The sequence below is a fragment of the Streptomyces sp. Q6 genome, from assembly GCF_036967205.1.
In the GTDB taxonomy this organism is placed as follows: domain Bacteria; phylum Actinomycetota; class Actinomycetes; order Streptomycetales; family Streptomycetaceae; genus Streptomyces; species Streptomyces citrinus.
Map to the genome: position 1 here is coordinate 7,981,400 of NZ_CP146022.1, position 24,923 is coordinate 8,006,322.

General features: G+C 71.0%; 22 protein-coding genes and 1 pseudogene. 6 read left to right on the plus strand and 17 right to left on the minus strand.

Annotated features, from left to right (window positions below; genetic code table 11):
* Positions 1 to 29 precede the first annotated feature (29 nt).
* The 9 genes from V2W30_RS36650 to V2W30_RS36690 all read right to left on the minus strand — a co-directional run bounded on the left by V2W30_RS36650 (position 30) and on the right by V2W30_RS36690 (position 9,879).
* On the minus strand, positions 30 to 344 hold the full coding sequence (locus tag V2W30_RS36650; RefSeq protein WP_338703901.1) for a cellulose binding domain-containing protein: 315 nt from the start codon (positions 342 to 344) through the stop codon (positions 30 to 32).
* 416 nt (positions 345 to 760) lie between these two features.
* A complete protein-coding gene (locus V2W30_RS36655) occupies positions 761 to 1,408 on the minus strand; it encodes an SGNH/GDSL hydrolase family protein (protein WP_338702910.1) in 648 nt (215 codons plus the stop codon).
* A 70-nt stretch (positions 1,409 to 1,478) separates the two neighbouring features.
* Positions 1,479 to 2,309 carry a sugar phosphate isomerase/epimerase family protein gene (locus tag V2W30_RS36660; protein WP_338702911.1) on the minus strand — a complete coding sequence of 277 codons (831 nt, stop codon included), beginning with the start codon at positions 2,307 to 2,309 and terminating at the stop codon, positions 1,479 to 1,481.
* A 71-nt stretch (positions 2,310 to 2,380) separates the two neighbouring features.
* Positions 2,381 to 3,832 (minus strand): polysaccharide lyase 6 family protein, encoded by a 1,452-nt coding sequence (locus V2W30_RS36665; protein WP_338702912.1) that lies wholly within the window; start codon positions 3,830 to 3,832, stop codon positions 2,381 to 2,383.
* Between the two features lie 33 nt (positions 3,833 to 3,865).
* Entirely contained in the window at positions 3,866 to 5,299 is a 1,434-nt protein-coding gene (locus tag V2W30_RS36670; protein ID WP_338702913.1) for a polysaccharide lyase 6 family protein, read from the minus strand.
* Positions 5,300 to 5,346: 47 nt separating this feature from the next.
* Entirely contained in the window at positions 5,347 to 6,672 is a 1,326-nt protein-coding gene (locus V2W30_RS36675) for an alpha-L-fucosidase (RefSeq protein ID WP_338702914.1), read from the minus strand.
* Positions 6,673 to 6,719: 47 nt separating this feature from the next.
* The gene (locus V2W30_RS36680) at positions 6,720 to 7,586 is read right to left on the minus strand and encodes a carbohydrate ABC transporter permease (RefSeq protein WP_338702915.1); all 867 of its coding nucleotides are present in this window, start codon (positions 7,584 to 7,586) and stop codon (positions 6,720 to 6,722) included.
* Positions 7,583 to 8,554: a sugar ABC transporter permease gene (locus V2W30_RS36685; protein ID WP_338702916.1), complete on the minus strand. Its 972-nt coding sequence runs from the start codon at positions 8,552 to 8,554 to the stop codon at positions 7,583 to 7,585. Before V2W30_RS36685 ends, V2W30_RS36680 begins: the two co-directional genes overlap by 4 nt.
* The gene (locus V2W30_RS36690) at positions 8,551 to 9,879 is read right to left on the minus strand and encodes a sugar ABC transporter substrate-binding protein (protein WP_338702917.1); all 1,329 of its coding nucleotides are present in this window, start codon (positions 9,877 to 9,879) and stop codon (positions 8,551 to 8,553) included. The genes V2W30_RS36685 and V2W30_RS36690 overlap by 4 nt, the downstream gene beginning before the upstream one ends.
* 493 nt (positions 9,880 to 10,372) lie before the next feature.
* On the opposite strand from V2W30_RS36690, the gene V2W30_RS36695 reads away from it, so the two are divergent.
* Positions 10,373 to 11,383 carry a hydroxyacid dehydrogenase gene (locus V2W30_RS36695; protein ID WP_338702918.1) on the plus strand — a complete coding sequence of 337 codons (1,011 nt, stop codon included), beginning with the start codon at positions 10,373 to 10,375 and terminating at the stop codon, positions 11,381 to 11,383.
* A 113-nt stretch (positions 11,384 to 11,496) separates the two neighbouring features.
* On the opposite strand, the gene V2W30_RS36700 is transcribed toward V2W30_RS36695, so the two are convergent.
* Positions 11,497 to 11,913 carry a hypothetical protein gene (locus V2W30_RS36700; protein WP_338702919.1) on the minus strand — a complete coding sequence of 139 codons (417 nt, stop codon included), beginning with the start codon at positions 11,911 to 11,913 and terminating at the stop codon, positions 11,497 to 11,499.
* A gap of 411 nt (positions 11,914 to 12,324) precedes the next feature.
* Complete coding sequence (locus tag V2W30_RS36705; RefSeq protein ID WP_338702920.1) at positions 12,325 to 13,290, minus strand: pirin family protein; 966 nt, start codon at positions 13,288 to 13,290, stop codon at positions 12,325 to 12,327.
* A 152-nt stretch (positions 13,291 to 13,442) separates the two neighbouring features.
* On the opposite strand from V2W30_RS36705, the gene V2W30_RS36710 reads away from it, so the two are divergent.
* The 5 genes and pseudogenes from V2W30_RS36710 to V2W30_RS36730 all read left to right on the plus strand — a co-directional run bounded on the left by V2W30_RS36710 (position 13,443) and on the right by V2W30_RS36730 (position 17,010).
* Positions 13,443 to 14,138, plus strand: coding sequence for an ABC transporter permease (locus V2W30_RS36710; protein WP_338702921.1), 696 nt, complete (start codon positions 13,443 to 13,445; stop codon positions 14,136 to 14,138).
* Positions 14,135 to 14,809: an ABC transporter permease gene (locus tag V2W30_RS36715; RefSeq protein ID WP_338702922.1), complete on the plus strand. Its 675-nt coding sequence runs from the start codon at positions 14,135 to 14,137 to the stop codon at positions 14,807 to 14,809. The genes V2W30_RS36710 and V2W30_RS36715 overlap by 4 nt, the downstream gene beginning before the upstream one ends.
* Before the next feature lie 11 nt (positions 14,810 to 14,820).
* Entirely contained in the window at positions 14,821 to 15,759 is a 939-nt protein-coding gene (locus V2W30_RS36720; protein ID WP_338703903.1) for an ABC transporter substrate-binding protein, read from the plus strand.
* Between the two features lie 43 nt (positions 15,760 to 15,802).
* Positions 15,803 to 16,321, plus strand: a pseudogene (locus V2W30_RS41770) (NAD(P)/FAD-dependent oxidoreductase); the annotation flags it as partial.
* Positions 16,237 to 17,010 (plus strand): FAD-binding oxidoreductase, encoded by a 774-nt coding sequence (locus tag V2W30_RS36730; protein ID WP_338703905.1) that lies wholly within the window; start codon positions 16,237 to 16,239, stop codon positions 17,008 to 17,010. The pseudogene V2W30_RS41770 and the gene V2W30_RS36730, both read left to right, overlap by 85 nt.
* Before the next feature lie 91 nt (positions 17,011 to 17,101).
* Here the strand turns inward: V2W30_RS36730 and V2W30_RS36735 are convergent, their stop codons facing one another.
* The 6 genes from V2W30_RS36735 to V2W30_RS36760 form a co-directional block, all read right to left on the minus strand.
* Positions 17,102 to 18,265, minus strand: a complete 1,164-nt coding sequence (locus V2W30_RS36735; protein ID WP_338702923.1) for a betaine/proline/choline family ABC transporter ATP-binding protein — start codon at positions 18,263 to 18,265, stop codon at positions 17,102 to 17,104.
* A 22-nt stretch (positions 18,266 to 18,287) separates the two neighbouring features.
* The gene (locus V2W30_RS36740) at positions 18,288 to 18,935 is read right to left on the minus strand and encodes a LutC/YkgG family protein (RefSeq protein ID WP_338702924.1); all 648 of its coding nucleotides are present in this window, start codon (positions 18,933 to 18,935) and stop codon (positions 18,288 to 18,290) included.
* The gene (locus V2W30_RS36745; protein ID WP_338702925.1) at positions 18,932 to 20,410 is read right to left on the minus strand and encodes a LutB/LldF family L-lactate oxidation iron-sulfur protein; all 1,479 of its coding nucleotides are present in this window, start codon (positions 20,408 to 20,410) and stop codon (positions 18,932 to 18,934) included. The genes V2W30_RS36740 and V2W30_RS36745 overlap by 4 nt, the downstream gene beginning before the upstream one ends.
* Positions 20,407 to 21,180 (minus strand): (Fe-S)-binding protein, encoded by a 774-nt coding sequence (locus V2W30_RS36750; RefSeq protein ID WP_338702926.1) that lies wholly within the window; start codon positions 21,178 to 21,180, stop codon positions 20,407 to 20,409. Before V2W30_RS36750 ends, V2W30_RS36745 begins: the two co-directional genes overlap by 4 nt.
* A 71-nt stretch (positions 21,181 to 21,251) precedes the next feature.
* The gene (locus tag V2W30_RS36755; protein ID WP_338702927.1) at positions 21,252 to 22,694 is read right to left on the minus strand and encodes a rhamnulokinase family protein; all 1,443 of its coding nucleotides are present in this window, start codon (positions 22,692 to 22,694) and stop codon (positions 21,252 to 21,254) included.
* Between the two features lie 185 nt (positions 22,695 to 22,879).
* On the minus strand, positions 22,880 to 24,919 hold the full coding sequence (locus tag V2W30_RS36760; protein ID WP_338702928.1) for a bifunctional aldolase/short-chain dehydrogenase: 2,040 nt from the start codon (positions 24,917 to 24,919) through the stop codon (positions 22,880 to 22,882).
* Positions 24,920 to 24,923: the final 4 nt, after the last annotated feature.

A 24,923-nucleotide genomic window follows, 5' to 3' on the forward strand; every position in this document is an offset into this window, starting at 1 on the left:
ACGCGCTCAGCCGGTCACTGAACCATGGTTCAGGCGACGGCGCAGCTCCTGCCGTCGAGCGAGAAGGACGTCGGTGTGCCGTTGCCGCCGGTCGAGGAGCCGTTGAGGCCGAAGCTCACCGACCCGCCCGCGGGGATGGGGTTCGTCCAGGACTCGGGGGTGACATGGACATCGGAACCGTTCTGGGTCGCCTTGGCGTTCCACACGGAGTTGATCTTCTGCTGCCCGGGGAAGGCGAAATCGAGCTTCCATCCGTCGAGCCGGCGGTCCGACGTGTTGCGCACGGTGATGTCGGCGCTGGGCGCTTCCTGGCGTCGCTGGTCCTGCGCTTGTGTGAATCGGATGGTCGATCATCGCGTCGGCCGCAGGCCGCTTGGCACGGTGCTCGGCGACGGTGGCGGCGTTGATCTTCGACATGGGGCGGGTTCTTCGGGGGCGCGGTCGGTTCAGACGGCCGCCGCGCGAGGACAGGAAGTTCACGTGTTCGGCGAGGCGAGAAGGGGTCGGCCTGCCGGACGACACAGCGGATGTGGCGGCGGTGCGCGTTGCCGGTGGTGACCCAGGTGCAGCGCGACGCCGGCCAACCGCTCGGCCTTGTGCTGCGGCCGCGCGCTGAGCCGGTCTGTTTCGGGGCAGGGTGAAGGCACCGACAGGTTGTGCCGAAGCCGGTGTCAGCGGCCCGGCCCGGGTCCCGACAGCCTTGTCGGTGACGTTGTCCTCGCTGGCTGCACGATCCGGACCGCGACACACGGCGGACCGGCTATCGCACCGGATCCGGGGACGAGGCATGGACGGTGGAGAGCCAGGCGTCAGCTATCAGCCGGTGCCCGAGAGGGGTCGGGTGGACACCGTCCTCGGCCAGCTCCGCCGCCGGGCGGTTCCGCGCAGCGCGGGGCAGGACGAGATCGGCGCGGACCACCTGGGCGCCGTTGTCCGCGGCGGCCCTCAGAACGGCGTCGGTGCGGGGCCCGAGATCCTCGAACCAGGCTTCCTGTCCCGGCTCGACCGGGAGGAGGAACGGGGTGATGACGACCAGCCGCGCGGAGAGTTGCTGTGCGGTGACAGCCAGCAGGCGGTCCAGACACGTACGGAACTCCGTGATGGAGCTGACCAGTCCCTGGTCGTAGCGCCGCCAGGTGTCGTTGATGCCGATCTTCACGGTCACGACGGTCGGGTTCTGGTCGATCACGTCGGCGGTCCAGCGGGGTTCGAGGTCGTACACGCGATGGCCGCTGATCCCTCGGTTGACGATCCGGGGGCCGGCGCTGCCGGCCGCTCGGTCGCGCAAGGTCCGGGCGATCTCGCTGACGTAACCGGTGCCGAGCGAGGTGGCGTCCGCGCGGTCGCGGCCCGCGTCGGTGATGGAGTCGCCGATGAACAGGAGAGTGTCGTCGTCCGTGATGTGCATGCCTGCCGTCCGGGGTCGGGGTGGAGGGAGCGGACGAACTGTTCCTCGTGGTACGTCCGCTTTCGGTCAACTACGTCTGTGGGGCGTGGGACTGACCTGCGGCATGCCTCAGGGCTGCCGCCTCGCGGGCCAATAGCGCGGGGCCGTCGCCGGGTACGAACTCCAGAAGTGCCTCCACGCCCCGGCCGCGCAGAGAACCGAGAGCAGCCGTCCACAGGGCCTTGCGTTCCGCCAGCGGACGTCGCGTGTTGCCCGGCCACCACGAGAAGGCATGGACGGCGGCGACCCGGGCGCCGAGTTCGACGAGCCCTGCCAGCGCTTCCTCGTCGGGCATGTCGAGCGGGGGCTGCCAGTAGGTGTGCACGTTGTCCGCGTCCACCTCGTCCAGCAGCCTGACGGTCGATGCGACGGTGTCGGTGAGGGTTCCGCCGTGGAACTCCGTCGCGAGCGTGAGGCCGTGGTCCGCGGCGATCCGGGCTGCCTCTCGCAGGCAGCGCACGGTCTCGTGCCGCTCATCCGGCAGGACGTGCTGTGATCCGGTGCCGCCCGCCCAGACCCGGACCCGCTGCGCCCCGAGCCGCACCGCGGCCCGGGCGATGGCGGGGAAGTCGGCCAGTTCCCCCGGGGTGGCGCGGAAGTAGGAACCGTACGAGCAGCAAGCCAGCCCGTACCGGTCGGAGACGGCCCGGACCGCGCGGACGGTGCCGGGCTCCTGCGCGGGGGCGTGCACGTCCGCCCCCCATTCGATGACCTCCAGTCCGGCATGGACGGCGTACCGCGCGACTTCGATGGCGGGCAACCGGCGGTAGGTGACGGAGCACAGGCCCAGCCTGGTCCTGTCCGTCGCCGGTGTGGCCGGTGGGCCGGGTGCTGCCGTGGCGTGGCGGTTCGTCCCGGTCATGGCGCTGCCTTCTTCCGGTGCGTCTGCGGGGTGGGTGGGGTGCGGCCGCCCGCCGGGCGGGCGGCCGGGTGTCATCGTGGGGCCGGTTCCGGCTCAGGGGCGTTCGGGCCCACGTCAGCCGTCGTGAGCGGGTGGCGCAGCGCGGCCGTCGTCGCGTACTCGTCGGCGCCGATGTCCCGGACGCTGCCACGCGGGTCCCCGTCGATGTCGTCGGTCACGGGCGCGTCGGCGAGGGTGGCCGCGCCGATCGCCGGGCTGGCCGCCGTCAGTCGCATGACCCCGTCCGCGCCCTGGGCGAGGCGAGGGTCGGCCCGGGTGAAGCCCCCGGCGGGGATGTTGCCGTTCGCCGCCGCGCCCCACAGCAGGTTGCTCTGCCAGGTGAAGCGTGTGGTGGCTCCCATCGCGACGAGGCTGCCCGCGTCGCCGACCAGCAGGTTGTCGGCGACGACGACGTCCTGAGGCGCGTACGTGCGGGTCTCGCCCTCAAGCGTTTCGGCGTTGCCGATCAGGGAGTTGTGGGCGATCAGGGCGCGGTCGACGGCGTCGTTGCCCTTCCGCTCCTCATCCGACTCGCTCGTGTTGTGGTCCCGGGTGGAACCGCTGCCGATCACCAGGGCCCGGCCGGACAGCCCGCTGATGTAGTTGTTGACGATGGTGTGGTCGTTGCCGTAGAGGCGTACACCATTGGTACCGCCGATCACGTAGTTGCCCTGGACCGTGGAGCGGTTGCCGTGGCGCAGCACGATGCCGCCGAGGCTGTCGCGAATGGTGTTGTACTGGACGGTGTTGTCCGAGGACTTCACCGAGATGGCCTCGGGGTCGCCGTCGCAGCGTTCGAAGAGGTTGTACTCGACCGTGGCGTCGGCACTGGCCAGGGCCCTCTTGCTGTAGCCGATCCGGATCGGCTCGCCGCCGTTGGTGCCGCCGTAGCTGTGGTCGGAGAAGTAGTTCCGCAGAATGTGCGTCCGCTGCGTCATGACCGACGTGTCGGAAGGACCGTCGACGACGAGGAAGATCCCTGCGGTGGTCCTGTCGTGGAAGTGGTTCCGGTCGATCTTCGAGTCGTCCGACCGCACGACGACCCAGTCGAGATCCGTGGTGTCGGCGAGCTGGAAGTCGTTGCGGGTCAGGCGTATCCCCGAGCAGCTGACCGGGAGTTCCAGCGTCGTGCTCTGCCGGAAGGCGAAGCCGCTGAGCACGATGTTGGTCGAGTCGCTCAGTACGAAGCTGCGCTCGCCCTTCAGCACGGCGCCGCCGCGGCTCTGCGCGACGATGGTGATCGGTGCGGCCTCGGTGCCGTGCTTGCCCGAGATGGTGAGGGCGCCCCCCGACGGGACGGTGTAGGTGCCGTTGGCGACGACTATGCGATCCCCGGGACCCGCGCTGTTGATGGCGCTCTGGAGCGCGGCCAGGGAGGCGACGGGGATGTCGGCCGCCGAGGCGCTCGTGGTGAGGGTGGTGCCGAGGGGGACGGCGGCGATCGCGGCCACCGCGGTGCTTCTGAGGAACGTGCGTCGTTGCATGATGCCTCCTACGTCGATGGGGACAGGGGGTGTTCAGGCGGCCTCGGGGCCGACGTCTGCGGGCGTCAGCGGGCCGCGCCGCGGCGTGCGGGAGGAGTGCTCGTCCGCGCCCACGTCGCGCAGCCGACCGCGCGGTTGACCGTCGATGTCGTGGGTGACAGGCGGCCACCGGAGCGTGCCGGCGTCGATCGCCGGGCTGTCGGCGGCCGGCCGAGCGATGCCGTGCGCGTCCGTCACCAGTCTCGGGTCGGTCCGGACGCCGCCCGCGGTGGGCATGTTGCCGTCGGCCGCGGCGCCCCACAGGATGTTGCCCGACCAGGTGAAGCGCACGGTGGCGGCCATGGCGACCAGTTGACCGGTGTCCGCGACGAACAGGTTGTCGGCGACGGTGACATCGCGCGGTTCGTGCGGGCGCTGGCTCTCGCCGGAGAGCGTGCCGGCGTTGTTGACCAGGGTGTTGTAGGCGATCAGGACACGGTCGGGGGCGTCGTTGCCGCGCCGCGTCTCGGGCGATTCGCCGGGCAGGTGGTCGCGCTCCGATCCACTGCCGATCACCATGGCGCGGCCGGACAGGCCGGCGAGGTAGTTGTTGACGATCACGTGGTCGTTGCCGTAGATCCGGAGCCCTTCCGTGCCGTCGACGAGATGGTTGGCTTCCACCCGGTTGCGGTTGCCGTGTCGAAGGACGATGCCGCCGAAGCTGTCGTGGATCGTGTTGTGCCGGATGGTGTTGTCCGAGGACTTCACCGAAATGGCTTCGGGGTCGCCGTTGCAGCGCTCGAAGAGGTTGTACTCGACGACGGCCCGGGCGCTCGACAGGGCTCGGGGGCTGACGCCCAGGCGGATCGGCTCTCCGCCGTTGGACCCGGTGAAGGTGTGGTCGGAGAAATGGTTGCGATAGATGTGGACGCGCTGCGCCATCTCCTCCGTGCCCGCGCCCTCGACGCCGAGATAGATGCCGAGGGTGCTCTTGCCGTGGAAGTGGTTGTGGTCGATGACGCTGTCGTCGGCGCGCACCATCACCCAGTGCAGGCCCTCGATGTCGGCCAGTTGGAAGTCGTTGCGGGTGAGTCGGATGTGGGAGCAGTCCGGGGGGACGTCCAGGGTGGTGGTCTGCCGGAAGGAGAAGCCGCTGAGGGTGATGTGGCTGGAGGCTTCCAGGACGAAGCTCCGCTCGCCCTCGAGGACGACGCCGCCGCGGGTCTGGGCGGCGATGGTCACCGGGGCGCGTTCGGTGCCGTTCGTGCCCCTGATGAGGAGAGGGGTGTCGGCCGGGACGGTGTAGGTGCCGTCGGCGACGACGATCCGGTCACCCGGGCCCGCGCCGTTGATGGCGGCCCGGAGCTCGTCCAGGGTGCGGACCATGGCAGGGGCCGTGGTGGCGCTCGCGGTCGACAGGGTGCCGACGGGGGCGGCGGCCAGTGCCACCCCGGCCGCGGTGCTGATGAGGAAGGTGCGACGCTGCATGGTTCCTCCGTGACGGTGCGGTGAACAAACGTGTCCGGGACTTGCGGTCAGCGGGCGGGGCTGTCCAGGAACAGTTCGATGACGGGGACGGGTGTGTCGGGGCGGCGTACCGGAAGTTGGAGCGTGAGCGTTCCGGCGGGCTGTCCGCCCATCTCGGTGTTGACCGCGGGCCGGTCCGGCGCGATGTGGACCGGGACGATCTCGGACGCGTCGTTGAGTAGCTGGGCGTACCGCACCCGGCCGGCCAGGCCCGGCAGATGCAGGTGGCGCAGCGGCCAGGCGAGCAGATGGACGTAGAGCCGGTCGCCGCGCTGGGTGTAGCGGCATTCGGCGGGGGCGGTGAAGGGGGAGGGGCCGCAGCCGCGGATCGCCCGGTCGTGCAGCCGCATCCAGCGGCCGATCTCGGCCAGCACCTCGGTGTCGCGCGGGTCCAGATCGCCGCGGCCGGTGGGGCCCACGTTGAGCAGCAGATTGCCGCCCTTGGACACCCCGTCGACGAGCATGCGGATGAGCAGGTCCGCGCTCTTGCGGTCGAGGTTGTCACGGTCGTAGCCCCAACTGCCGTTGAGCGTCTGGCAGGCCTCCCAGAGCACGGGCCGCCCGTTCTCGGTCATCGGTCCTGAGGGCTGGTACTGCTCGGGGGTCACGAAGTCGCCCGGCAGCCCGGTCCGGTCGTTGACGAGGACGTGCGGCTGGAGTTCGCGGATCGTCTCCAGAAGCTTCGGGGAGTCCCAGTCGTCGGGCCCCTTGCCGCCCCACCAGGTGCGTCCGGCGTACGAGAAGTCGAAGAACAGGTAGTCGATGCGCCCGAAGGAGGTCAGCAGCTCACGGACCTGCCCGTGCAGATACCGCTGGTAGTCACGGATGTCCCGGTCCGCGTGGGTGGCCTTGAACTCCTCGTCGTCACGCTGCGGATGGGTGCCGTCCACGGGGAAGGACGGGTGGTGCCAGTCGATCAGCGAGTAGTAGAGCCCGACCTTGAGCCCCTCGGCCCGGCACGCCTCGACGAAGGGCCCGACGAGGTCAAGACCGTGCGGGGTGTTGGTGACCTTGTACTCCGTGAGGGCGCTGTCCCACAGACAGAATCCGTCATGGTGCTTGGTGGTGAGCACGACGTAGCGCATGCCGGCGGCCTTGGCCGCCTTGGCCCACTCGACGGGGTCGTAGCGGTCGGGGTCGAAGTGGTCGAAGTACACCTGGTACTGCTCGTCGGTCAGCCGCTCCCGGTTCTTCACCCACTCGTGTCGGGCGGCAAGGGAGTACAGGCCCCAGTGGACGAACATGCCGAACCGGGCGGTGGTGAACCAGGCCGTCTCCGGGGCCGCTCGGGGAGCCGGTGGCGCGGACAGGTGAGCTTCGGCGGCAGAGGGCATGGGGCATCGTTCTTTCTCGTGCACGGGCGGGGGCGGAGCGGTCGGGGTCAGCCCTTCAACGCGCCGGAGGACAGGCCGCTCACGAAGGAGCGCTGGAAGAACAGGAAGACGATCACGGAAGGCAGCAGCGCGAGCAGGGAGGCCGCCATGACCACTCCGGGCGTGACGGCCGGGTCGATCCGCAGGGTCCGCAGCGCGAGCGGGAGCGTGTACGAGGAGGAGTCGGTGGAGACGAGCAGGGGCAGCAGGTACTGGTCCCAGATCATGGTGAAGCCGAACACCCCGATGACACCCAGCGCGGGCTTGCACATCGGCAGGATGATCTGGGCGAAGATCCGCAGGTCTCCCGCGCCGTCGATGCGTGCGGCCTCTTCGAGTTCGCGGGGCACGTCCTTCATGAACTCGGTCATCACCAGGATGGAGAATCCCCAGGCGCCCAGCGGCACGATCATTCCGGCCAGGGTGCCGATGAGGTTGAAGTGGACGACCGGCAGATCGGACAGGATCAGCGAAAGGGGCAGTGCGAGGATCTCCTCGGGCAGCATCAGCGTCGCCAGGATGGCGACGAGCACGAGTGTCATCCCGGGGAACTTCTTGCGCGCCAGCGCGTACCCGGCCAGCACGGAGACGGCGACCTGGAGCAGCAGCCCGAAGCCGACCACGAGGAACGAGTTCAGCAGATACGCGAGCACCCCCTGGTCGAAAGCGATCCTGAAGTTGTCCAGCGTGAGGCCCGAGGGGACGATGCTCAGCTGGGTCGGGTCCTTGACATGGCCGAAGGCACTGACGAGCAGGGCCAGCAGGGGGCCCGCGAAGATGATCAGAACCAGGAGGTGGACGACGGCCTTCAGGATCCGCCCGCCGGTGCTGCGGCTCTCGGTCAGGCCAAGCGCGGTCTCGGTCTGCGCACTCACTTGCTCTCCCTGCGTCGCAGCAGCTGGACGACGACGGTCAGGATCAGCGTCGCGACGAACAGCAGGACGGCACCTGCGGCTCCGACGCCGAGCCGGCTCTGTTCGAGTCCGAGCTTGTAGATGAGGGTCATGACGACCTCGGTGGAGCCGTCGGGTCCGCCGTTGGTCAGCAGGAACACCTCGGTGAACACCCGAAGTCCACGGATCGCGGCGAGGATGAACAGGATCGAGAACACCGACCGCAGTCCGGGCACGGTCACGTACCACACCCGCTGCCACCTCGATGCGCCGTCAACCTTCGCCGCCTCGTACAGGCCGCGGTCCACGCTCGTCAGACCGGCGAGGATGATCATCATGTCGTAGGGAGCGCCCCGCCAGATGCCGGTGAGCATGATCGAGGCCATCGACGTGTCCGGATCGTTGATGAACCCCGACGGCCCAAGACCCACCAGACCGAGCAGGGAGTTGAGCATGCCGTCCCCGGTCGGGTGGTACATGATCCGCCACAGCTCGGCGACGACCGCGATCGGCACCACCACCGGAAGGAACGCGGCGGAGCGCACGAATCTGAGCCGGCGGCCCTGCCCCTCCATCAGCAGGGCGAGGACGAGGCCGAGCGCCATCGAACCGGCCGTCTGTCCGGCGGCGAGGACGACCGTGTGCCAGGCGGCCTCGCGGAACCCGTGGGACTGCAGCACCGTGGAGTAGTTCTCGGTGCCGACCCACTTGTTTCCCAGATAGGGCTGAACCTCCTGGAAGGACATGGTCAGCGCGTTGGCCATGGGGATGAACTTGAAGTACAGGAAGAGGATCAGCGCGGGGGCCAGGAACAGCCAGGGCGTCCACCACCGGCCCGATCTGCGGCTGCGCCCTTGTCGGGCGGTGGCCGCGGCGCGACCGCGGCCCGGTGCGCGGGGACCGGGCGCGGCTGCCGGAGCGGCCACCGGCTCCGCCTGGTCGAGGCTCATGACGCGTCGATCCCCTGCTCCTTGAGGATGTCGGCGAGCTGCTTGTCGAGGTCACCGAGCTTGGCCTCGGTGTTCAGGCTGCAGTCGGCCATGAGCGCGTTCAGGGTGTCAGCCGTCGCCTGCCGCACCGGCGTCCAGTTCGGAATGGACGGCGCGTACCGACCGGAGTCCTGGTACGCCTGGGAGTAGGTCTTCCAACGGGGGTCGGGGCGTACTTGGGAGACGTCCACGGCCTTGTTGACGGGGAGTTGCACGGTGTAGGCGGTGTCGCCCTCCATCCCCGTCTTCTGACCCTCGACGGAGACGGCGAAGGAGGCGAAAGCGTCCTGGCCGGCCTCATTGTCGGAGCCGGCCATCAGATAGACGGAGCCGCCCTCGGCCAGGACGGTGGCGTCCTTCGGGCCCTTGGGCATCGGCACGACCTCGTACTTGTCCTTGCCGAGAGTCTCGTCGAAGCGGGGCAGCAGGTAGGGACCGACGACGAACATGCCGGTCTTGCCTGACTCGAACGTCTCGTTCGTCGGGGGAGTGTCCATGGTCACGGCGCCGGGCTGGATGGCCTTGTCCTTGCAGCCCAGGTCGCGGAACCACTGCACCGCCTTGACCGAAGCCGTGCTGGTCATCGCCGGCTTGTACGTTCCCTTCCCGGCCTCGGTGATGAAGTCGCCGCCGGCGGCCCAGAGGAAGTTGGAGAAGTACCAGGAGGCGTAGCCGCGCTTGGTGGACAGCGGCGCGGCGAGGCCGGAGGTGTCCTTCTTCCCGTTGCCGTCGGGGTCCTTGGTGGTGAAGGCCTTGGCCATGGCGGCGAAGTCGTCCCAGGTCGTCGGGGTGTCGAGCTTCAGCTTCTGCCGCCAGTCCTTGCGGATGAGCAGCGCGGAAGCCTGCGCCGAGTACGGCAGCCCGTACTGCTTGCCGTCCACGCTCTTGCCGGAGTCGAGGCCCTGACCGATGATCTGCTCGCTGTCCTTGATCTTGTCCAGGTCGATCTCCCGCAGCAGCCCCTGACTGTGCATGGCCCCGAGCTGCGTCACGTCGTTCATGACGATGTCGGGGAGCTTCTTCTGGGCCGCCCGCTGCTGCAGCTTGGTCTCGAAGTCGTCGAAGATGGCTGTGACCTTGACTTTGTAGCCCGTGGCCTTGGTGAAGGCGGCGGCGAGCTTGAGTGCGCCCTGCTCGCCGGGCCCGCCCGGTGTCGTCCGGGTCCAGAGCTCCAAAGTGGCCTTCGAGTTCTGCTTGGCGGCCACTCCCGCAGGCCCGGACGAACAGCCGGTGAGCACCAGGGCCGAGGCGAGAACACCGGCACCTACCCATCGCGATCTCTGCATGACAACTCCCGATTTCCCACATGACAGTTAGCTGAGAAAGCGCTTGCCAGGAGCGCCTGCCAGGAAGGTAGCGGGGCCGGAATCGGCGGTCAATACTCCGATGAATACAAAAAAGTCCTCCCCGCTCGCCGTGCCCGCTTAGCCCTCTCCGGAAGCATGGCCTTCGCGGGCGGAGGCGTGCTAAGAGTGTCTACCGCCGGGAAAGTGGCCTGGTGTAGGCGTAGTTGGAGTGTTTGCGCATGATCGTCCAGGAGCAGGTAGGCGGGAATTCTGGCTCCACCTCGTCGAGTAGGGTGCGACAGAACATCCGAGGTGTGCATAGGGCCTTTCATAGGTCCGATGTATGGTCCCGGCGGGCGTCCAGCTGACGCACTAAACAAGCCACATCGATTTGCCTCACGTAGTCCCACGTTTTCCAACACGTCCGAACCCGGGGGGAGTGATCGTCCGGCCCCCGCCCGGGTGCGGATCCACCTGAGGAGACCCGTCCCACATGAGCGCAATGGCCACCGCACCCACAGCCCTGCTGGTCATGGAGGAGGAACGCCGGGCGGACGTCTACGCGCCCGAGGTGCTCACGGGGATCAGCCGACTCGTGCACTGGCAGGCGCCGCCGCGTACCCGAGAGGAACTCGCCGCGGCCCCCGAGGTGTTGAGGGACGTCGACCTCCTGCTCACCGGCTGGGGCGCACCCGTACTGGACGCCCCGCTTCTCGAGCAGGCACCCAGACTGCAGGCCGTGTTCGTGGCAGCGGGGTCCGTCCGGCACCTGACCACGCCCGCCTTCTGGGCGCGCGGCATTCCGATCGTCTCGGCCGCCGCGGCCAATGCCGTCCCGGTGGCGGAATTCACCCTCGCCCAGGTCCTGCTCGGGCTGAAGCAGACGTACCGCATCGCCCGGGACGTCGCGAGCAGCCGCCGATTCCCGCGCGACCCCGATGTCCCCGGCGCGTACCGGGCACGGGTCGGCCTGTGGGGGCTCGGCCACATCGGCAGACTCGTCGCCGCCCACCTCTCCCGCTTCGACGTCGAGGTCGTCGCCACCGACCCCGTGGCCTCGTCGGACATTGCCCGGCAGGCCGACGTCCGGCTGGTCGACATGGAGGAACTCTTCGCCACCTGTCATGTCGTCAGCCTCCACGCGCCCCTCCTGCCCGCGACCCAAGGCGCCGTCGGGGCAGTGCTGCTGAATTCCCTCCGACCAGGCGCGACTCTGATCAACACCGCGCGAGGCGCGCTGATCGACGAGCAGGCCGCCGTGCAGGTCCTGCGCGCCAGGCCGGATCTCACCGCCGTACTCGACGTCACGCATCCCGAGCCCCCGGCTCCCGAATCGCCCTTGTTCACGCTTCCGAACGTTGTCCTGACCCCACATCTCGCCGGCGCCCTGGGCGCCGAACGCCACCGCCTTGGACAACTCGTGCTCGACGAACTCGGGCGGTTCACCCGCTCCGAGGCGCTCCGCCACGCCCTCGACCCGGCCCGCGCCGCGTCGCTCGCCTGACCTCGCCCGGCACTGCGGCCGAGGCCCGTGGACCGTGCCCAACACGCGTGGTGAGGGCGGCGCACAGGGAAGCGGCCCGAGCCGAGCCGTCACACCCTCCGGCCGGTGTCCGCTCACGTGGGCTCAATCGCCGAAGGAAGTGACCGGGTTCCCCGTGTGGACCTCGATGCCGTCGTCCACGTTGCCGGGGTGCTCGCCGGTCTCTTCGGCCCCGGTGTCCCGGGTGACGCCGGCGAGGAGGGGACGCTGCCGACGGCCGGCTCGGTCAGGGGGCGGGCGCGATGCTTGTCGTCCTTGGCGTGCGGGGCGTCGCCACCTGCGTCATCAGGGGGGACGGCCGGATGCCCCCGGACGGTGCAGGCGGCGCCGGACGTGCTGATCCCGGTGAGCCGCAGGTGGTCGCCCTGCTGCTCCGGGTTCCCGCGCCGGGGCGCCTGGCCGGGCCAGTTGATGGTGCGGGCGGTGAGGGTGACGCCGAGGGCCGCGGGCACAGCGGTGAGGGCGGTCGTGCGGGCGATGGAGCGGGTCATGATGATGCACCCCAGGTTTGCGTAGCGGCCCCTGAGCCGGCGGACTCCTTGTGGTCATCACCTTGCCGGGGGCCGTCGCCGTGCCGTCGCCTCCCCGCTATCGCTCGGGCGCTGTTTCGCTGCCGCTCCAATCACGTGACCGCCGGACTGGTTCGGCGGTCAACCTTGTGCGGTACAGCCCGAACAGAGGTGGACTGGCCGGGTCCCTGTGCAGAATCAACAAGCTGCACCTCCCCGGTGATTTGTGGGAACCGTGCAGCTGGCTCCTGTAGTCAGCATCGTTCCCGAGAGGAGGCCGATCCGCCGCGCCGGGGCTACTGAGCCTTGGGGGCGATCGCGTTGGAGGGAAGTCAGGCGAGTCGACTTCGCTGCTCGCCCGACTTCACGTGGCCTACGCCGAGAACAGTCCGTTCAGCGCACTCGACCTCGCGGCTTGAGCGGAACAGGCGGCAGCTCAGGCGCATCCAACCGCCCCCCGTCGTACCCCTTCACATCCCCAAATCGCGACCCTGTCATCCAGTCCTCCCGCGCCTGAGTGATCTCGTCCTGGTTCCGCCCGATGAAGTTCCACCACATGACGAGCTCCTCCTCGAACGGCTCGCCGCCCAGGAGCATCACGCTCGCGTCCGACCCCGCGCGCAGCGGGAGTTCGGTGCGGCCGCAGCCGAGGTAGAGCATCGAGCCGGGGACGAGCGGGACGTCGTCGACGTGGGTTTCGCCGGACATCGACAGGACCGCGTACTCGAAGTCGGGGTCGAGCGGGACGCGGACGTCCGCGCCCGCCGTCAGGGTCAGGTCCGCGCCGACGAGCGGGGTGTACGTCGTGCCGGGGGACGTCGCTCCGTCGAGCGTGCCCAGGACGACCGTTCCCGTGAGGCCGGGTGCCGTGACCGTCGGCAGGGTCGCGTGGTGCTCGAAGCGCGGGTCCGTGTGGCGGTGCGCGTCGGGCAGGGCGACCCAGAGCTGGGCGCCGTGCAGGAAGCGGGCGTGCGGGCGCGGGCTCTCCTCCGAGTGGGAGATCGCGCGGCCCGACGTCATGAGGCCGAGTTCGCGGGGGCGGATCGTCTGGAGGCTGCCGGTCGAGTCGCGGTGCAGCACCTCGCCGTCGTGCAGCCAGGACACCGTCTGGAGCCCCATGTGCGGGTGCGGCGGCACCTGCATGCCGGGCTCGTCCGCGATGTCGTCCGGGCCGTAGTGGTCCACGAACGCCCAGGCGCCCACCATGCGGCGGCCCAGGTTCGGCAGCAGCCGGCGTACTTCCGTGGACTCGCCCAGCCGCACCCGGCGCGGGCTGAGGAGTTCACGGACCGGTTCCGCCACGACGAACCCGCGTCCGCCGCACACGGAAGGGACCGCCTGACGATCAAGATTGCTCATGCCCGACAACCTAGCCGCGCCACCGTCGCGCGTCAGTCCCGCGGCGGGATGTCGCCCCGTCGGGGGGCGCGCGGGGCGCCCGTCCGCCGCCCGTACGGGTCACCCAGCGCGCCACGCGCCGCTTCGGCCACTGGAATGGGCGGGTGCCCCTCGTGACAGCGGTACCGCAAGCACCGCCACCGGACGACTGCCTCGCCCGCAACGAATGGATCTGCGGCGAGTACCTGAGCACGCGCCGGCACATCCTCGTCGACGCCGTGGTGCAGCACCTGGAGATCACGTGCGTCGCCGTCGCGATCGCCCTGGTCATCGCCGTGCCGCTGGCCGTCGTCGCGCGGCGGTGGGGGTGGGCCGCAGGTCCCGTCCTCGGCCTCACCACGGTGCTGTACACGATTCCGTCGCTCGCGATGTTCTCGCTGCTGCTGCCCGCGTACGGACTGTCCGCGACGCTCGTCGTCGCGGGGCTCGTGCTGTACTCGCTGACCCTGCTCGTACGGAACATCCTCGCCGGGCTGCGCGCCGTCCCCCAGGAGACCCGGCAGGCCGCCCGCGGCATGGGGTACGGGCCGATCCGGCTGCTGCTCACCGTCGAACTCCCGCTCGCGCTGCCCGCCGCCATGGCCGGGCTGCGCATCGCCACCGTGTCCGCCGTCTCCCTGGTGACGGTCGGCGCGATCGTCGGCTACGGCGGCCTCGGCAACCTCATCTACGCGGGGATGAACACCTACTTCAAGGCGCAGGTGCTGACCGCCTCCGTGCTGTGCGTCGTCATCGCCGTCGCCGCCGACGTGCTGCTCCTCGGCGTGGGCCGGCTCCTCACGCCCTGGGCGAGAGCGAGCCACGCGTGAAGACCCTCACCGACACCTGGGACTGGCTCACCGACGCGGCGCACTGGTCCGGCGACGACGGCATCTGGCACCGGCTCGCCCAGCACCTCTTCCTGACGATCGTGTGTCTCGTCATCAGCTGCCTCATCGCCCTGCCCGTCGCCCTCGTGCTCGGGCACCTCGGCAAGGGTGGCGCCCTCGCCGTCAACATCTCCAACATCGGCCGCGCCGTGCCGACCTTCGCCGTCCTCGTCCTGCTGCTGCTTACACCCCTCGGGCAGTACGGCGAAGGGCCCACCGTCGTCGCCCTGGTGCTGTTCGCCGTACCGCCGCTGCTCACCAACGCGTACGTGGGCATGCGCGGCGTCGACCGCGGTGTCGTGCAGGCCGCGCGGGGGATGGGCATGACCGGGCGGCAGATGCTGACGAGGGTCGAAGTGCCGCTCGCCCTGCCGATGATCATGAACGGGGTGCGGATCGCCGCCGTGCAGCTCGTCGCCACCGCGACCATCGCGGCTCTCGCCGGCGGCGGCGGGCTCGGGCGCATCATCACCGCCGGGTTCAACCTCGCCAGCACTCCGCAGGTCGTCGCGGGCGCCGTACTGGTCGCCGTGTTCGCGCTCCTCGTCGAAGGGATCTTCGAGATCGCCGAGCGGCTCGCTCCGGCCTGGGCGCGGGGGAGGGTCGGGTGACCCGCGCGATGATGCGGAGACTGGCCGGCGCGGTCGGGCTGCTGCTGCTCGTCGGCGGCTGTTCCGGCGGGCCGTCGCTGGAGAACCAGGGCGAGGTGACCGCGCCGCCCGGTGACAGCAAGCACCTCGTCATCGGATCCGCCGGATTCACCGAGAGCGACCTGCTCGCCACGATGTACGCGCTTCTGCTGAAGGACGCCGGATACGGCACCGAGATCCTGTCCGTCGCCAATCGCGAGCTGTACGAACCCGCCCTGGAGTCGGGCCAGATCGACGTCGTCCCCGAGTACGCAGCCACCTTCGCCGACTGGCTCAACGCCAAGACCAACGGCGCCGACGCCGCGCCCGTCGGCTCGCCCGACCTCGACGCCACCATGAAAGCGCTGCGCGAACTCGCCCGGCCCCGTGGCCTCGTCGTTCTCGACCCCGGCAAGGCCGTCGACCAGAACGCCTTCGCGGTGGCCTCCTCGTACGCGAAGAAGCACCGACTCAGGACGCTCAGCGACCTCGGCGCCTCCGGTCTCGAGGTGCGGCTCGCCGCCGGCGACGAGTGTGTCCAACGCCCCTACTGCGCACCGGGGCTGAAGAAGGTCTACGGCATCGACATCACCGGCGTCGACCCGAAGGGCGTCGGCACCACCCAGTCCAAGAAGGCCGTGCAGAACGGGCAGGACCAGATGGTGCTGACGACGACCACCGACGCCACGCTGGGCGACTTCGGGCTCGTCCTGCTCGACGACGACCGGCACCTCCAGAACGCCGACTACCTCGTGCCCGTCGTCAACCGGTCCCGAGCGGGCAGCGCGAAGGTCGCCGAGGCGCTCGGCGCCCTCAACTCCGTCCTCACCACCGCCGACCTGGCCTCGATGAACCAGCAGGTCGACAGCTGGCGGCGGCTCCCCGAGGACGTGGCCCGCGCCTACCTCCAGGACAAAGGGCTGTTGCGGTAGGGCTCCTTGAAACGAAGCGCCCTCAGGGGGTACACGCACGCCTATGAGCCGAGTCCTAGTCGTCGGCGCGGGCGTACTCGGCGCCTGCGTCAGCTACCACCTCGCCCGCGCGGGCGCCCAGGTCGTCGTCGTGGAAGAGGCGCGACCGGCCGCCGGTACCTCCGGCGCCTCCTTCTCCGCCGACGTGACCCACCTCAAGACCCCGTACGCCTACTACCGGCTGAACCGGCAGGGCTCCGACGAGCACGTCCGGCTCGCCGGTGAACTGGGCGGGCCGCGCTGGCGGCATCCGCTGCCGCACGTCCAGTGGGCCGAGAACGAGGCGGACCGACGGGCGCTGCGCGAGCGCGCCGAACGCGCCCGCGGCTGGGGACACACCTGCCGCGTCGCCCCGGCCGCCGTGCTCCGCGATCTCGCGCCCGCCGTCGACCCGGCCGCCTGCCGTGCCGCCGAGGTCGTCGTGCACGAGCGCAGCGCCTGGTACGACGCGCCCCGCTTCGTACGGGCCCTGCTCGACGCCGCCGTGCGGCACGGCGCCGAGACGCACTTCGGCGCCCGCGTCACCGGACTGCTGCGCGACGGCGAACGGGTCACCGGGGTGGTCGCGGGGAGCGGCGCACGGCCGCCGACACCGTCGTCAACTGCGCGGGTCCCGGCGCCGACCGCCTGGCCGCGCTCGCCGGGGTGCGGCTCCCGCTGCGCCGGGTACCGGGACTCGTCGCCGAGAGCCGTCCGCTGCCCGGTGGGCCCCTCACCGCCATCCTCACCGCGCCCGGCATCGACCTGCGGCCCACACCCGACGGCGGAGTCCTCAGCCTGTCCTGGGAAGTGGACGCCCGGCTCGACGGGACGGCGCTCGACGGGCTGCCGCAGGAACTCCACGAGCGGGCGACCACCATCGTCCCCGCCCTGCGCGCGGCGCCCGTCGCCGACGCGCGGATCGGCGTACGGCCGGTGCCGGTGGACGGGCTGCCGCTGATCGGCGAGGCACTCGGCGCTCCCGGCCTCTACCACCTGGTCTCGCACAGCGGGGTGACGCTCGCCCCGGTGCTCGGCCGGCTCGCCGCCCAGGAGATCACCACCGGCGGGACCGCCCCGGAACTCGCCGCGTACCGGCCCGACCGGCGGCTGCCCGGCGACGTGCACGACGAGAACCTGCGCGCGATGAATGCGCGCGGACCGAACGGGCAGGTGCCCGATCACGGCCCCGGAACGTCCACCGCGAACCCCAAGTCTCAGGGTCAGGTCTAGGGTGAGGGTTCATCGGTGGAGGTCGGTGGAGGTCGGTGGAGACAGGTAGAGGTCGGTGGAGATCGGTGGACGTCGGCCGGGACCGGCACGCTCACGCGTCGGCCACCGAGTCGAACTCCACCTCGGCACGGGCGATCCCCTGCGCGTCCGCGTCGACCGAGCGGCGCAGCGCCTCATGGAGTTTCGCCGGGGTGAGGACGCCCAGGAAGCGCGAGCCGTCGAGGACCGCCACCCAGCCCGCGTCGTGCTGAAGCATCACGCCGAACGCCTGCTTCAGCGGAGCGCCGACCGGGACCCACGCGTTCATCCGGTGCGCGAGATCCCGGACCCGGCCGTCCTGCCCGGCGAGGGCCGCCTCGTCGAGGCCGATCCAGCCGTGCAGATCGCCTCCCCCGTCGAGGACCACCGCCCAGCGCGCCGCCTCCGCGCGCATCCGGGACGCGGCCTGCGCCGCGGACTCGTCGAGCCGGGCCACCGCGGGCTGTTCGAGGTCGTACGGCTCGATCTCCGTGACCGACAGACGCTTCAGCCCCCGGTCCGCGCCGACGAACTCGGCGACGTACGGCGTCGCGGGCGTGCCGAGGACCGCGCCCGGCGTGTCGAACTGCTCGATGCGGCCCTGCCCGTACACGGCGATCCGGTCGCCGAGCCGCACAGCCTCCTCGATGTCGTGCGTGACGAGGAGGACCGTCTTGCGCACGGCGGCCTGCATCCGCAGGAACTCGTCCTGGAGCTGTTCGCGCACCACCGGGTCGACGGCGCCGAACGGCTCGTCCATCAGGAGCACCGGCGGGTCGGCCGCGAGCGCGCGGGCGACCCCGACCCGCTGGCGCTGGCCGCCGGAGAGCTGTTCCGGATAGCGGCCGCCGTACGTCTTGGGGTCCAGGCCCACCAGGTCGAGCAGCTCGGCGGCGCGCGCCCTGGCCTTCGCCTTCTTCCACCCGACGAGGGCCGGGACGGTCGCCGTGTTGTCGAGGATCGTGCGGTGCGGGAAGAGGCCGACCTGCTGGATGACGTAGCCGATCCGGCGGCGCAGCTTGACCGGGTCGACCGTCGCGATGTCCTCGCCGTCGACGTAGATCCGGCCCGACGTGGGCTCGATGAGCCGGTTGACCATCATCATCGTCGTGGTCTTGCCGCAGCCGGACGGGCCGACGAGCGTGACCAGTTCGCCCTCGGCGACCTCGAAGGACAGATCGTCCACCGCCGTGGTGCCGTCCGCGTACCGCTTGGTGACTTGGTCGAACCGGATCATGGCCTCACGCTAACCGCGCCGCTCAGTCCTCGCTCACCAGTACCACCTCCAGGGTGCGCGGTCCGTGCACCCCCTCGACCCGGTCCAGCTCGATGTCGCTGGTCGCGGACGGGCCCGAGATCCAGGTGAGCGGGCGTGCCGGGTCGAGCCGTTCGAGGGCCTGCGGCACGGAGGAGACGACCTGGCCGGGGACGCGCACGACGCAGATGTGGTGGTCGGGGACGAGGGTGATGCGGCGGCGGCCCTGGTCGGGGGAGCCGTCGAGGACGATCGTGCCCGTCTCGGCGACCGCGACCGCGCAGGCCGTGACGACGCTGTCGGCCCGGTCGAGTTCGGCGGCGGTGTTCGCGGCCCTGTCGTGGATGCGGACCGGGTCGGCCTCCGCCAGCCAGGAGGCGGGCAGCTCCGGCGGGACGACCACGGACTGCGCCCCGTGCTCGGCCAGCAGCCTCATGAGTGTCCTCGGCAGCTCCCCTGCGGAACACCGGTGCACGATCGCCCGGTAGTCCGCCAGGTTCTCCGCCAGGAGTTCGACCGTCTCCTCGGTCGTACGGGAACCGTGCTCACGCAGATAGCTCCGGTCGATGTCCGTCGCGTACGTCGACGGAGCGCCCGCCGGGCCGCCGAGCGCCCGTCGCACCCGGCCCAGGATCACGTCCCTGCTGCTCACTTCTGGCCTTCCTTTCCGCCGTCGGTCCGCTGCCACCAGTCGCGGAACGATTCCGCGGGCACCTGCGGCAGGTCCCGGGTCGCCGTCCACGCCCTGCCGGGACCGGGCACCGTGCGCGGGTGGAAGCGCCGGGTGCGCGAGGCCATGCGCTGGCCGGTGGCGAGGACGGCCGGGTGGGTGAACGCCCAGCGGGCCGCGCGCATCGCGGCGCGCTCCGCCGCGTGCCCCTTCGCCGGCTTGAGCGTCACCTTCGTGCCGCGCAGGGTCACCTCGCCGCCCTCCACCACCCGCTCGCGCAGATGGACGAGGACCTCGGGGATGTCGATGGCGACCGGGCACACCTCGTAGCAGGCGCCGCACAGCGACGACGCGTACGGCAGTGAGGCGTCGATCTCGCTCGCCGTGCCCCGGAGCTGGGGGCTGAGGATGGCGCCGATCGGGCCCGGGTAGACCGAGCCGTACGCGTGCCCGCCGGCCCGTTCGTAGACGGGGCAGACGTTCAGGCACGCGGAGCAGCGGATGCAGCGCAGCGCCTGGCGGCCGACCTCGTCGGCGAGGGTGTCGGTGCGGCCGTTGTCGATCAGGACCAGGTGGAAGGTCCGCGGTCCGTCGCCGTCGGTGGTCCCCGTCCAGGTCGACGTGTACGGGTTCATCCGCTCCGCCGTCGAGGAGCGCGGCAGCGTCTGGAGGAAGACCTCCAGGTCCTGCCAGGTCGGGACGATCTTCTCGATGCCGACGACCGAGATCAGCGTCTCGGGGAGGGTGAGGCACATCCGGCCGTTGCCCTCGGACTCGACGACGACGAGGGTGCCGGTCTCGGCGACCATGAAGTTGGCCCCGGAGACGCCGACCTTGGCGCGCAGGAACTTCTCGCGCAGGTGCAGCCGGGCCGCCTCGGCGAGTTCGGCGGGCGTGTCGGTCAGGCCCTCGGGGGCCGGGCGGCCCCAACGGCCCATCTCCTGAGCGAAGATGTCGCGGATCTCGCCGCGGTTGCGGTGGATGGCGGGGACCAGGATGTGCGAGGGCCGGTCGTCGCCGAGCTGCACGATGAGTTCGGCGAGGTCGGTCTCGTAGGCGCGGATGCCCTCGGCCTCCAGGTGTTCGTTGAGACCGATCTCCTGCGTGGCCATCGACTTGACCTTGACGACCTCCGACTCGCCGGTCTCCCGGACCAGCCGGGTGACGATGCGGTTGGCCTCGTCGGCGTCGCGCGCCCAGTGCACGGTGCCGCCCGCGGCCGTGACCGACTCCTCCAACTGGACCAGATAGTGGTCGAGATGGCGGAGCGTGTGGTCCTTGATCTGCTTGCCGGCCTCCCGCAGCGCCGCCCAGTCGTCGAGTTCGGCGACGGCGCGGGCGCGCTTGTCACGGATGGTGTGGGTGGCGTGCTTCAGGTTGGCGCGCAGGGTCGTGTTCCGTACGGCGTCGTGCGCGGCCTTCGGGAAGGCCGGCATGCCGACGAAGGTGCCGCTCATACGTGGGGCTCCTCTTCTGTGCTCGCCAGGATCTCCGCGATGTGGACCGGCCGCATGCCGACCTTCAGCCGGGACATCGTGCCGCCGATGTGCATCAGGCACGAGTTGTCGGCGGCGCACAGCACGTCGGCGCCGGTCGACTCGGCGTTGCGCACCTTGTCGGCGCCCATCGCCGAGGAGACATCGGAGTTCTTCACCGCGAACGTGCCGCCGAAGCCGCAGCACTCCTGCGCGCCGGGCAGCTCCGCCAGCTCAAGTCCCTTGACGGCCCGCAGGAGTTGGAGGGGGCGGTCGCCGAGGCCGAGCGAGCGCAGGCCGTGGCAGGTCGGGTGGTACGTCACCTTGTGCGGGTAGGAGGCGCCGACATCGGTCACCTTCAGCACGTCGACGAGGAACTCGGTGAGCTCGTACGTCTTCGGGATCACCGGCGCGAGCGTCGTCGCGAGCCGGTCGCCCCGGCCCTCCGCGCGCGCCCGCTCGCCCATCCGCGGGTACAGCTCGCGCACCATCGCCGCGCACGAGCCGGACGGCGTGATGATTGCGTCGTAATCACCCGACGCGAGGCCCGGCCCGAAGACATCGGAGTAATGACGGGCCAGCGGTTCCGCCTGGCGGCGGTAGCCGGTGTTGTAGTGAGGCTGCCCGCAACAGGTCTGGGCGGCCGGGAAGTCCACGTCGACGCCCAGCCTGGTCAGGAGTTTCACCACGGCCCGGCCCGTGTCCGGGTAGAGCGTGTCGTTGACACAGGTCAGGAAGAGCGCGACACGCATGGTGGCCCCTTCGTTGATAGATGCGGCTCGGTCATCGGATGGGTGCAGCGTACGTGGTACCGGCGCGCGGGTCACGAGGTCGCGACACGAGCAGCCGCCGCGTCCCACTCGGAGCGTCGGCCGCGCGGCTCGTACCGGGTCAAGCGCTGCGTACGGGCGATCAGTTGGCGCATGGCGGCCCGGTCTCCGACGTCGCCGTGGGCGCGGGCCTGCACGAGGACGTTGCCGAGCGCCGCGGCCTCCGCCGGGCCCGCCACGACCGGCAGCCCGCAGGCGTCGGCGGTGAGCCGGCACAGCAGGGCGTTGCGGGCGCCGCCGCCGACGATGTGCACGACGTCCACCGGTCGGTCCGCGAGGCGGGCCGCGTCCGCGATGGCGCGGCGGTGCGCCAGGGCGAGCGAGTCGAGGATGCAGCGCGTGGTCTCGGCGCGGGTCCGGGGCTCCGGCTGGCCCGTGGCGCGGCAGGCGGCGGCGATCCGGTCCGGCATGCCGCCCGGTGCCAGGAACGCGGGGTCGCCCGCGTCGACGACCGAGCGCAGCGGGGCGCACCGGGCCGCCCCGTCGAGCAGTTCGGTCAGGTCGGCGTCCCGCCAGGTGCGTTGGCACTCCTGGAGCAGCCACAGGCCCATGATGTTGCGGAGGTACCGGACGGTGCCGTCGATGCCGAGCTCGTTCGTGAAGTTCGCGGCGCGGCTCTCCTCGGTCAGGACCGGGGCGTCGAGTTCGAGGCCGGCCAGGGACCAGGTGCCGGTGCAGATGTACGCGAAGTGCTCCTCCGTCGCCGGGACCGCCGCCACTGCCGACGCCGTGTCGTGCGAGGCGACCGTCGTCACCGGGACGGGCCCGGTCAGCCCGGCCTCGTCGAGGACGTGCGGGAGCAGCTCGCCCGCCGGGTCGCCGGGGCGCCGCAGCGGGGCGAACAGGGTCAGGTCGACGCCGGTGCGGGCCGCGACGTCGTGCGCCCAGTCGCCGGTGCGCGGGTCGATGAGCTGGGTCGTGGAGGCGTTGGTCAGCTCGGTGCCCTGCTGTCCCGTCAGCCAGTACGTCAGCAGGTCGGGGATCATCAACAGGCTTCGAGCCGCGTCGAGTTGGGCGGTGCCGCGGGCGGCGGCGAGCTGGTACAGGGTGTTGAACGGGGCGTACTGGATGCCGGTCGCCGCGTACAGGTCGGCCGGCGGGACGCTCTCCCAGACCTTCTCGGCGACCTGGTCCGTGCGGCTGTCGCGGTAGTGGAACGGGTTGCCGAGCAGCGCGCCGTCCGCGTCGAGCAGGCCGTGGTCGACGGCCCAGCTGTCGATGCCGACGGAGCGGACCGGTCCTGCCGCGCGCAGGCCGTCGAGGATGCCCGCGTACAGGGCGAGGATGTCCCAGTGGAGGCCGTCCGGGGTGCGCACCGGTCGGTTCGCGAAGCGGTGCGACTCCGTCAGGGTGAGGGTGTCCGGGGTGACCTGGGCGGCCATGACCCGGCCGCTGGAGGCGCCCAGGTCGATCGCGGCATAGGGGATGTGGGGCATGAGGTTCGTTCGCCTTTGGGCCGGTGCGGTCGGGGTGTGGCTGGCGGGTGTGGGGCGTGGGGTGGCTGGTCGCGCGGTTCCCCGCGCCGCGGAAGGGCGCCGGGAACCGCGCGGGGACCGGTCGCGGCCCGCGGGCGTCCGGCGGACGCGGGCGGGCCGATCACCGGATCAGCCACCCTCGCCGGTCACCTCAGGAACGCCGCCGCGACCCCCGCGTCCACCGGAACGTGCAGCCCCGTCGTGTGCGTCAACTCCCCGCCCGTCAGCGCGAACACCGCGTTCGCCACGTGCTCCGGCAGCACCTCGCGCTTCAGCAGGGTCCGCTGCGCGTAGAACTCGCCCAGCTTCTCCTCCTCGATGCCGTACGTCGCCGCGCGCTGCGCGCCCCAGCCGCCCGCGAAGATGCCCGAGCCGCGCACCACACCGTCCGGGTTGACGCCGTTGACGCGGATGCCGTCGGCGCCCAGCTCGGCGGCGAGCAGGCGGACCTGATGGGCCTGGTCGGCCTTGGTCGCGGAGTAGGCGACGTTGTTGGGGCCGGCGAAGACCGCGTTCTTGGAGGCGATGTAGACGATGTCGCCGCCCATGCCCTGTGCCTTCATCACGCGGGCCGCCTCGCGCGAGACGAGGAAGGAGCCGCGCGCCATGATGTCGTGCTGGAGGTCCCAGTCCTTCGCCGTGGTCTCCAGGAGCGGCTTGGAGATGGAGATGCCGGCGTTGTTGACGACCAGGTCGACACCGCCGAAGGCGAGAGCGGCCGCACGGAACGCGTCCGCGATCTGCTCCTCCGACGTCACGTCGACCTCGACCGCGACCGCCTTGTCGGCGCCGCCCAGCTCCTCGGCGACCGCCGCCGCGCCGTCCGCGTTCAGGTCGGCGACGACGACGCACGCGCCCTCGGCGACGAGGCGGTGCGCGATGGCCTTCCCGATGCCGCTGCCCGCGCCGGTCACCAGCGCGACCCGGGTGGCGAGCGCCTTCGGCTTCGGCATCCGCTGGAGTTTGGCCTCTTCGAGGGACCAGTACTCGATGCGGAACTTCTCCGACTCCTCGATCGGGGCGTACGTGGACACCGCTTCGGCGCCGCGCATGACGTTGATCGCGTTGAGGTAGAACTCGCCCGCGACGCGTGCCGTCTGCTTGTCCTTGCCGAAGGAGAACATGCCGATGCCGGGGACGAGGACGATCGCCGGGTCCGCGCCGCGCATCGCGGGGGAGTCGGGGGTGGCGTGCCGCCGGTAGTAGGCGGCGTACTCCTCGCGGTAGGCGGCGTGCAGCTCCGTCAACCGGTCTACCACGGTGGTGAGTTCGGCGGTCGGCGGGAGGTCGAGGACGAGCGGGCGGACCTTCGTGCGCAGGAAGTGGTCCGGGCAGGACGTGCCGAGCGCGGCGAGGCGCGGGTGCTCGGCGGACGCCAGGAAGTCGAGGACCGTGCCGGAGTCGTCGAAGTGCCCGACCTGCGGACGGTCGCTGGACGCGAGCCCCCGGATGTACGGGGCGAGTGCGGCGGCCCGCGCCCGGCGCTCGGCCGCGTCGAGAGCCGCGTACCCCTCAAGGGCGGGTCCGAAGGGCTCGGCCCTGCCGCGCTCGGCGAGGAACGTCTCGGCGGTGCGGATGATGAAGAGGCTGTTCCGCTCGCACTCCTCGGCCGTGTCGCCCCACGCGGTGATGCCGTGGCCGCCGAGGACGCAGCCGATGGCCTGCGGGTTGGCGGCCTTGATCGCGGCGATGTCGAGGCCGAGCTGGAAGCCGGGACGGCGCCACGGCACCCACACGACCTGCTCGCCGAAGCACGCGGCGGTCAGCTTCTCGCCGTCCGCCGCGCAGGCCAGCGCGATACCGGAGTCGGGGTGCAGGTGGTCGACGTGGGCCGCGTCCACCAGGCCGTGCATGGCCGTGTCGATGGACGGGGCCGCGCCGCCCTTGCCGTGCAGGCAGTAGTCGAACGCGGCGACCATCTCGTCCTCGCGCTCCACCCCCGGGTACACCGCGGTGAGCGCCTTGAGCCGGTCGGTGCGCAGGACGGCGAGGCCGCCCTCCTTGAGGGTGCCCAGGTCGCCGCCGGAGCCCTTGACCCACATCAGCTCGATGTCGGAGCCGGTGACGGGATCGGTCTCGGTGCCCTTGGCGGACGTGTTGCCGCCGGCGTAGTTCGTGTTGCGGGGGTCGGCGCCGAGCCGGTTCGAGCGCGCGAGGAGCGCGGCGACCTCAGGATGCGTAGACATGCGA

Coding starts and splice junctions, on each gene's coding strand:
- V2W30_RS36700 (WP_338702919.1), bottom strand. CDS start 11,913: ATGACCCGCTCCATCGCCCGCACGACCGCCCTCACCGCTGTGCCCGCG.
- V2W30_RS36705 (WP_338702920.1), bottom strand. CDS start 13,290: ATGAGCAATCTTGATCGTCAGGCGGTCCCTTCCGTGTGCGGCGGACGC.
- V2W30_RS36675 (WP_338702914.1), bottom strand. CDS start 6,672: ATGCCCTCTGCCGCCGAAGCTCACCTGTCCGCGCCACCGGCTCCCCGA.
- V2W30_RS36665 (WP_338702912.1), bottom strand. CDS start 3,832: ATGCAACGACGCACGTTCCTCAGAAGCACCGCGGTGGCCGCGATCGCC.
- V2W30_RS36690 (WP_338702917.1), bottom strand. CDS start 9,879: ATGCAGAGATCGCGATGGGTAGGTGCCGGTGTTCTCGCCTCGGCCCTG.
- V2W30_RS36660 (WP_338702911.1), bottom strand. CDS start 2,309: ATGACCGGGACGAACCGCCACGCCACGGCAGCACCCGGCCCACCGGCC.
- V2W30_RS36720 (WP_338703903.1), top strand. CDS start 14,821: ATGCGGAGACTGGCCGGCGCGGTCGGGCTGCTGCTGCTCGTCGGCGGC.
- V2W30_RS36745 (WP_338702925.1), bottom strand. CDS start 20,410: ATGAGCGGCACCTTCGTCGGCATGCCGGCCTTCCCGAAGGCCGCGCAC.
- V2W30_RS36760 (WP_338702928.1), bottom strand. CDS start 24,919: ATGTCTACGCATCCTGAGGTCGCCGCGCTCCTCGCGCGCTCGAACCGG.
- V2W30_RS36695 (WP_338702918.1), top strand. CDS start 10,373: ATGAGCGCAATGGCCACCGCACCCACAGCCCTGCTGGTCATGGAGGAG.
- V2W30_RS36670 (WP_338702913.1), bottom strand. CDS start 5,299: ATGCAGCGTCGCACCTTCCTCATCAGCACCGCGGCCGGGGTGGCACTG.
- V2W30_RS36655 (WP_338702910.1), bottom strand. CDS start 1,408: ATGCACATCACGGACGACGACACTCTCCTGTTCATCGGCGACTCCATC.
- V2W30_RS36735 (WP_338702923.1), bottom strand. CDS start 18,265: ATGATCCGGTTCGACCAAGTCACCAAGCGGTACGCGGACGGCACCACG.
- V2W30_RS36750 (WP_338702926.1), bottom strand. CDS start 21,180: ATGCGTGTCGCGCTCTTCCTGACCTGTGTCAACGACACGCTCTACCCG.
- V2W30_RS36685 (WP_338702916.1), bottom strand. CDS start 8,554: ATGAGCCTCGACCAGGCGGAGCCGGTGGCCGCTCCGGCAGCCGCGCCC.
- V2W30_RS36755 (WP_338702927.1), bottom strand. CDS start 22,694: ATGCCCCACATCCCCTATGCCGCGATCGACCTGGGCGCCTCCAGCGGC.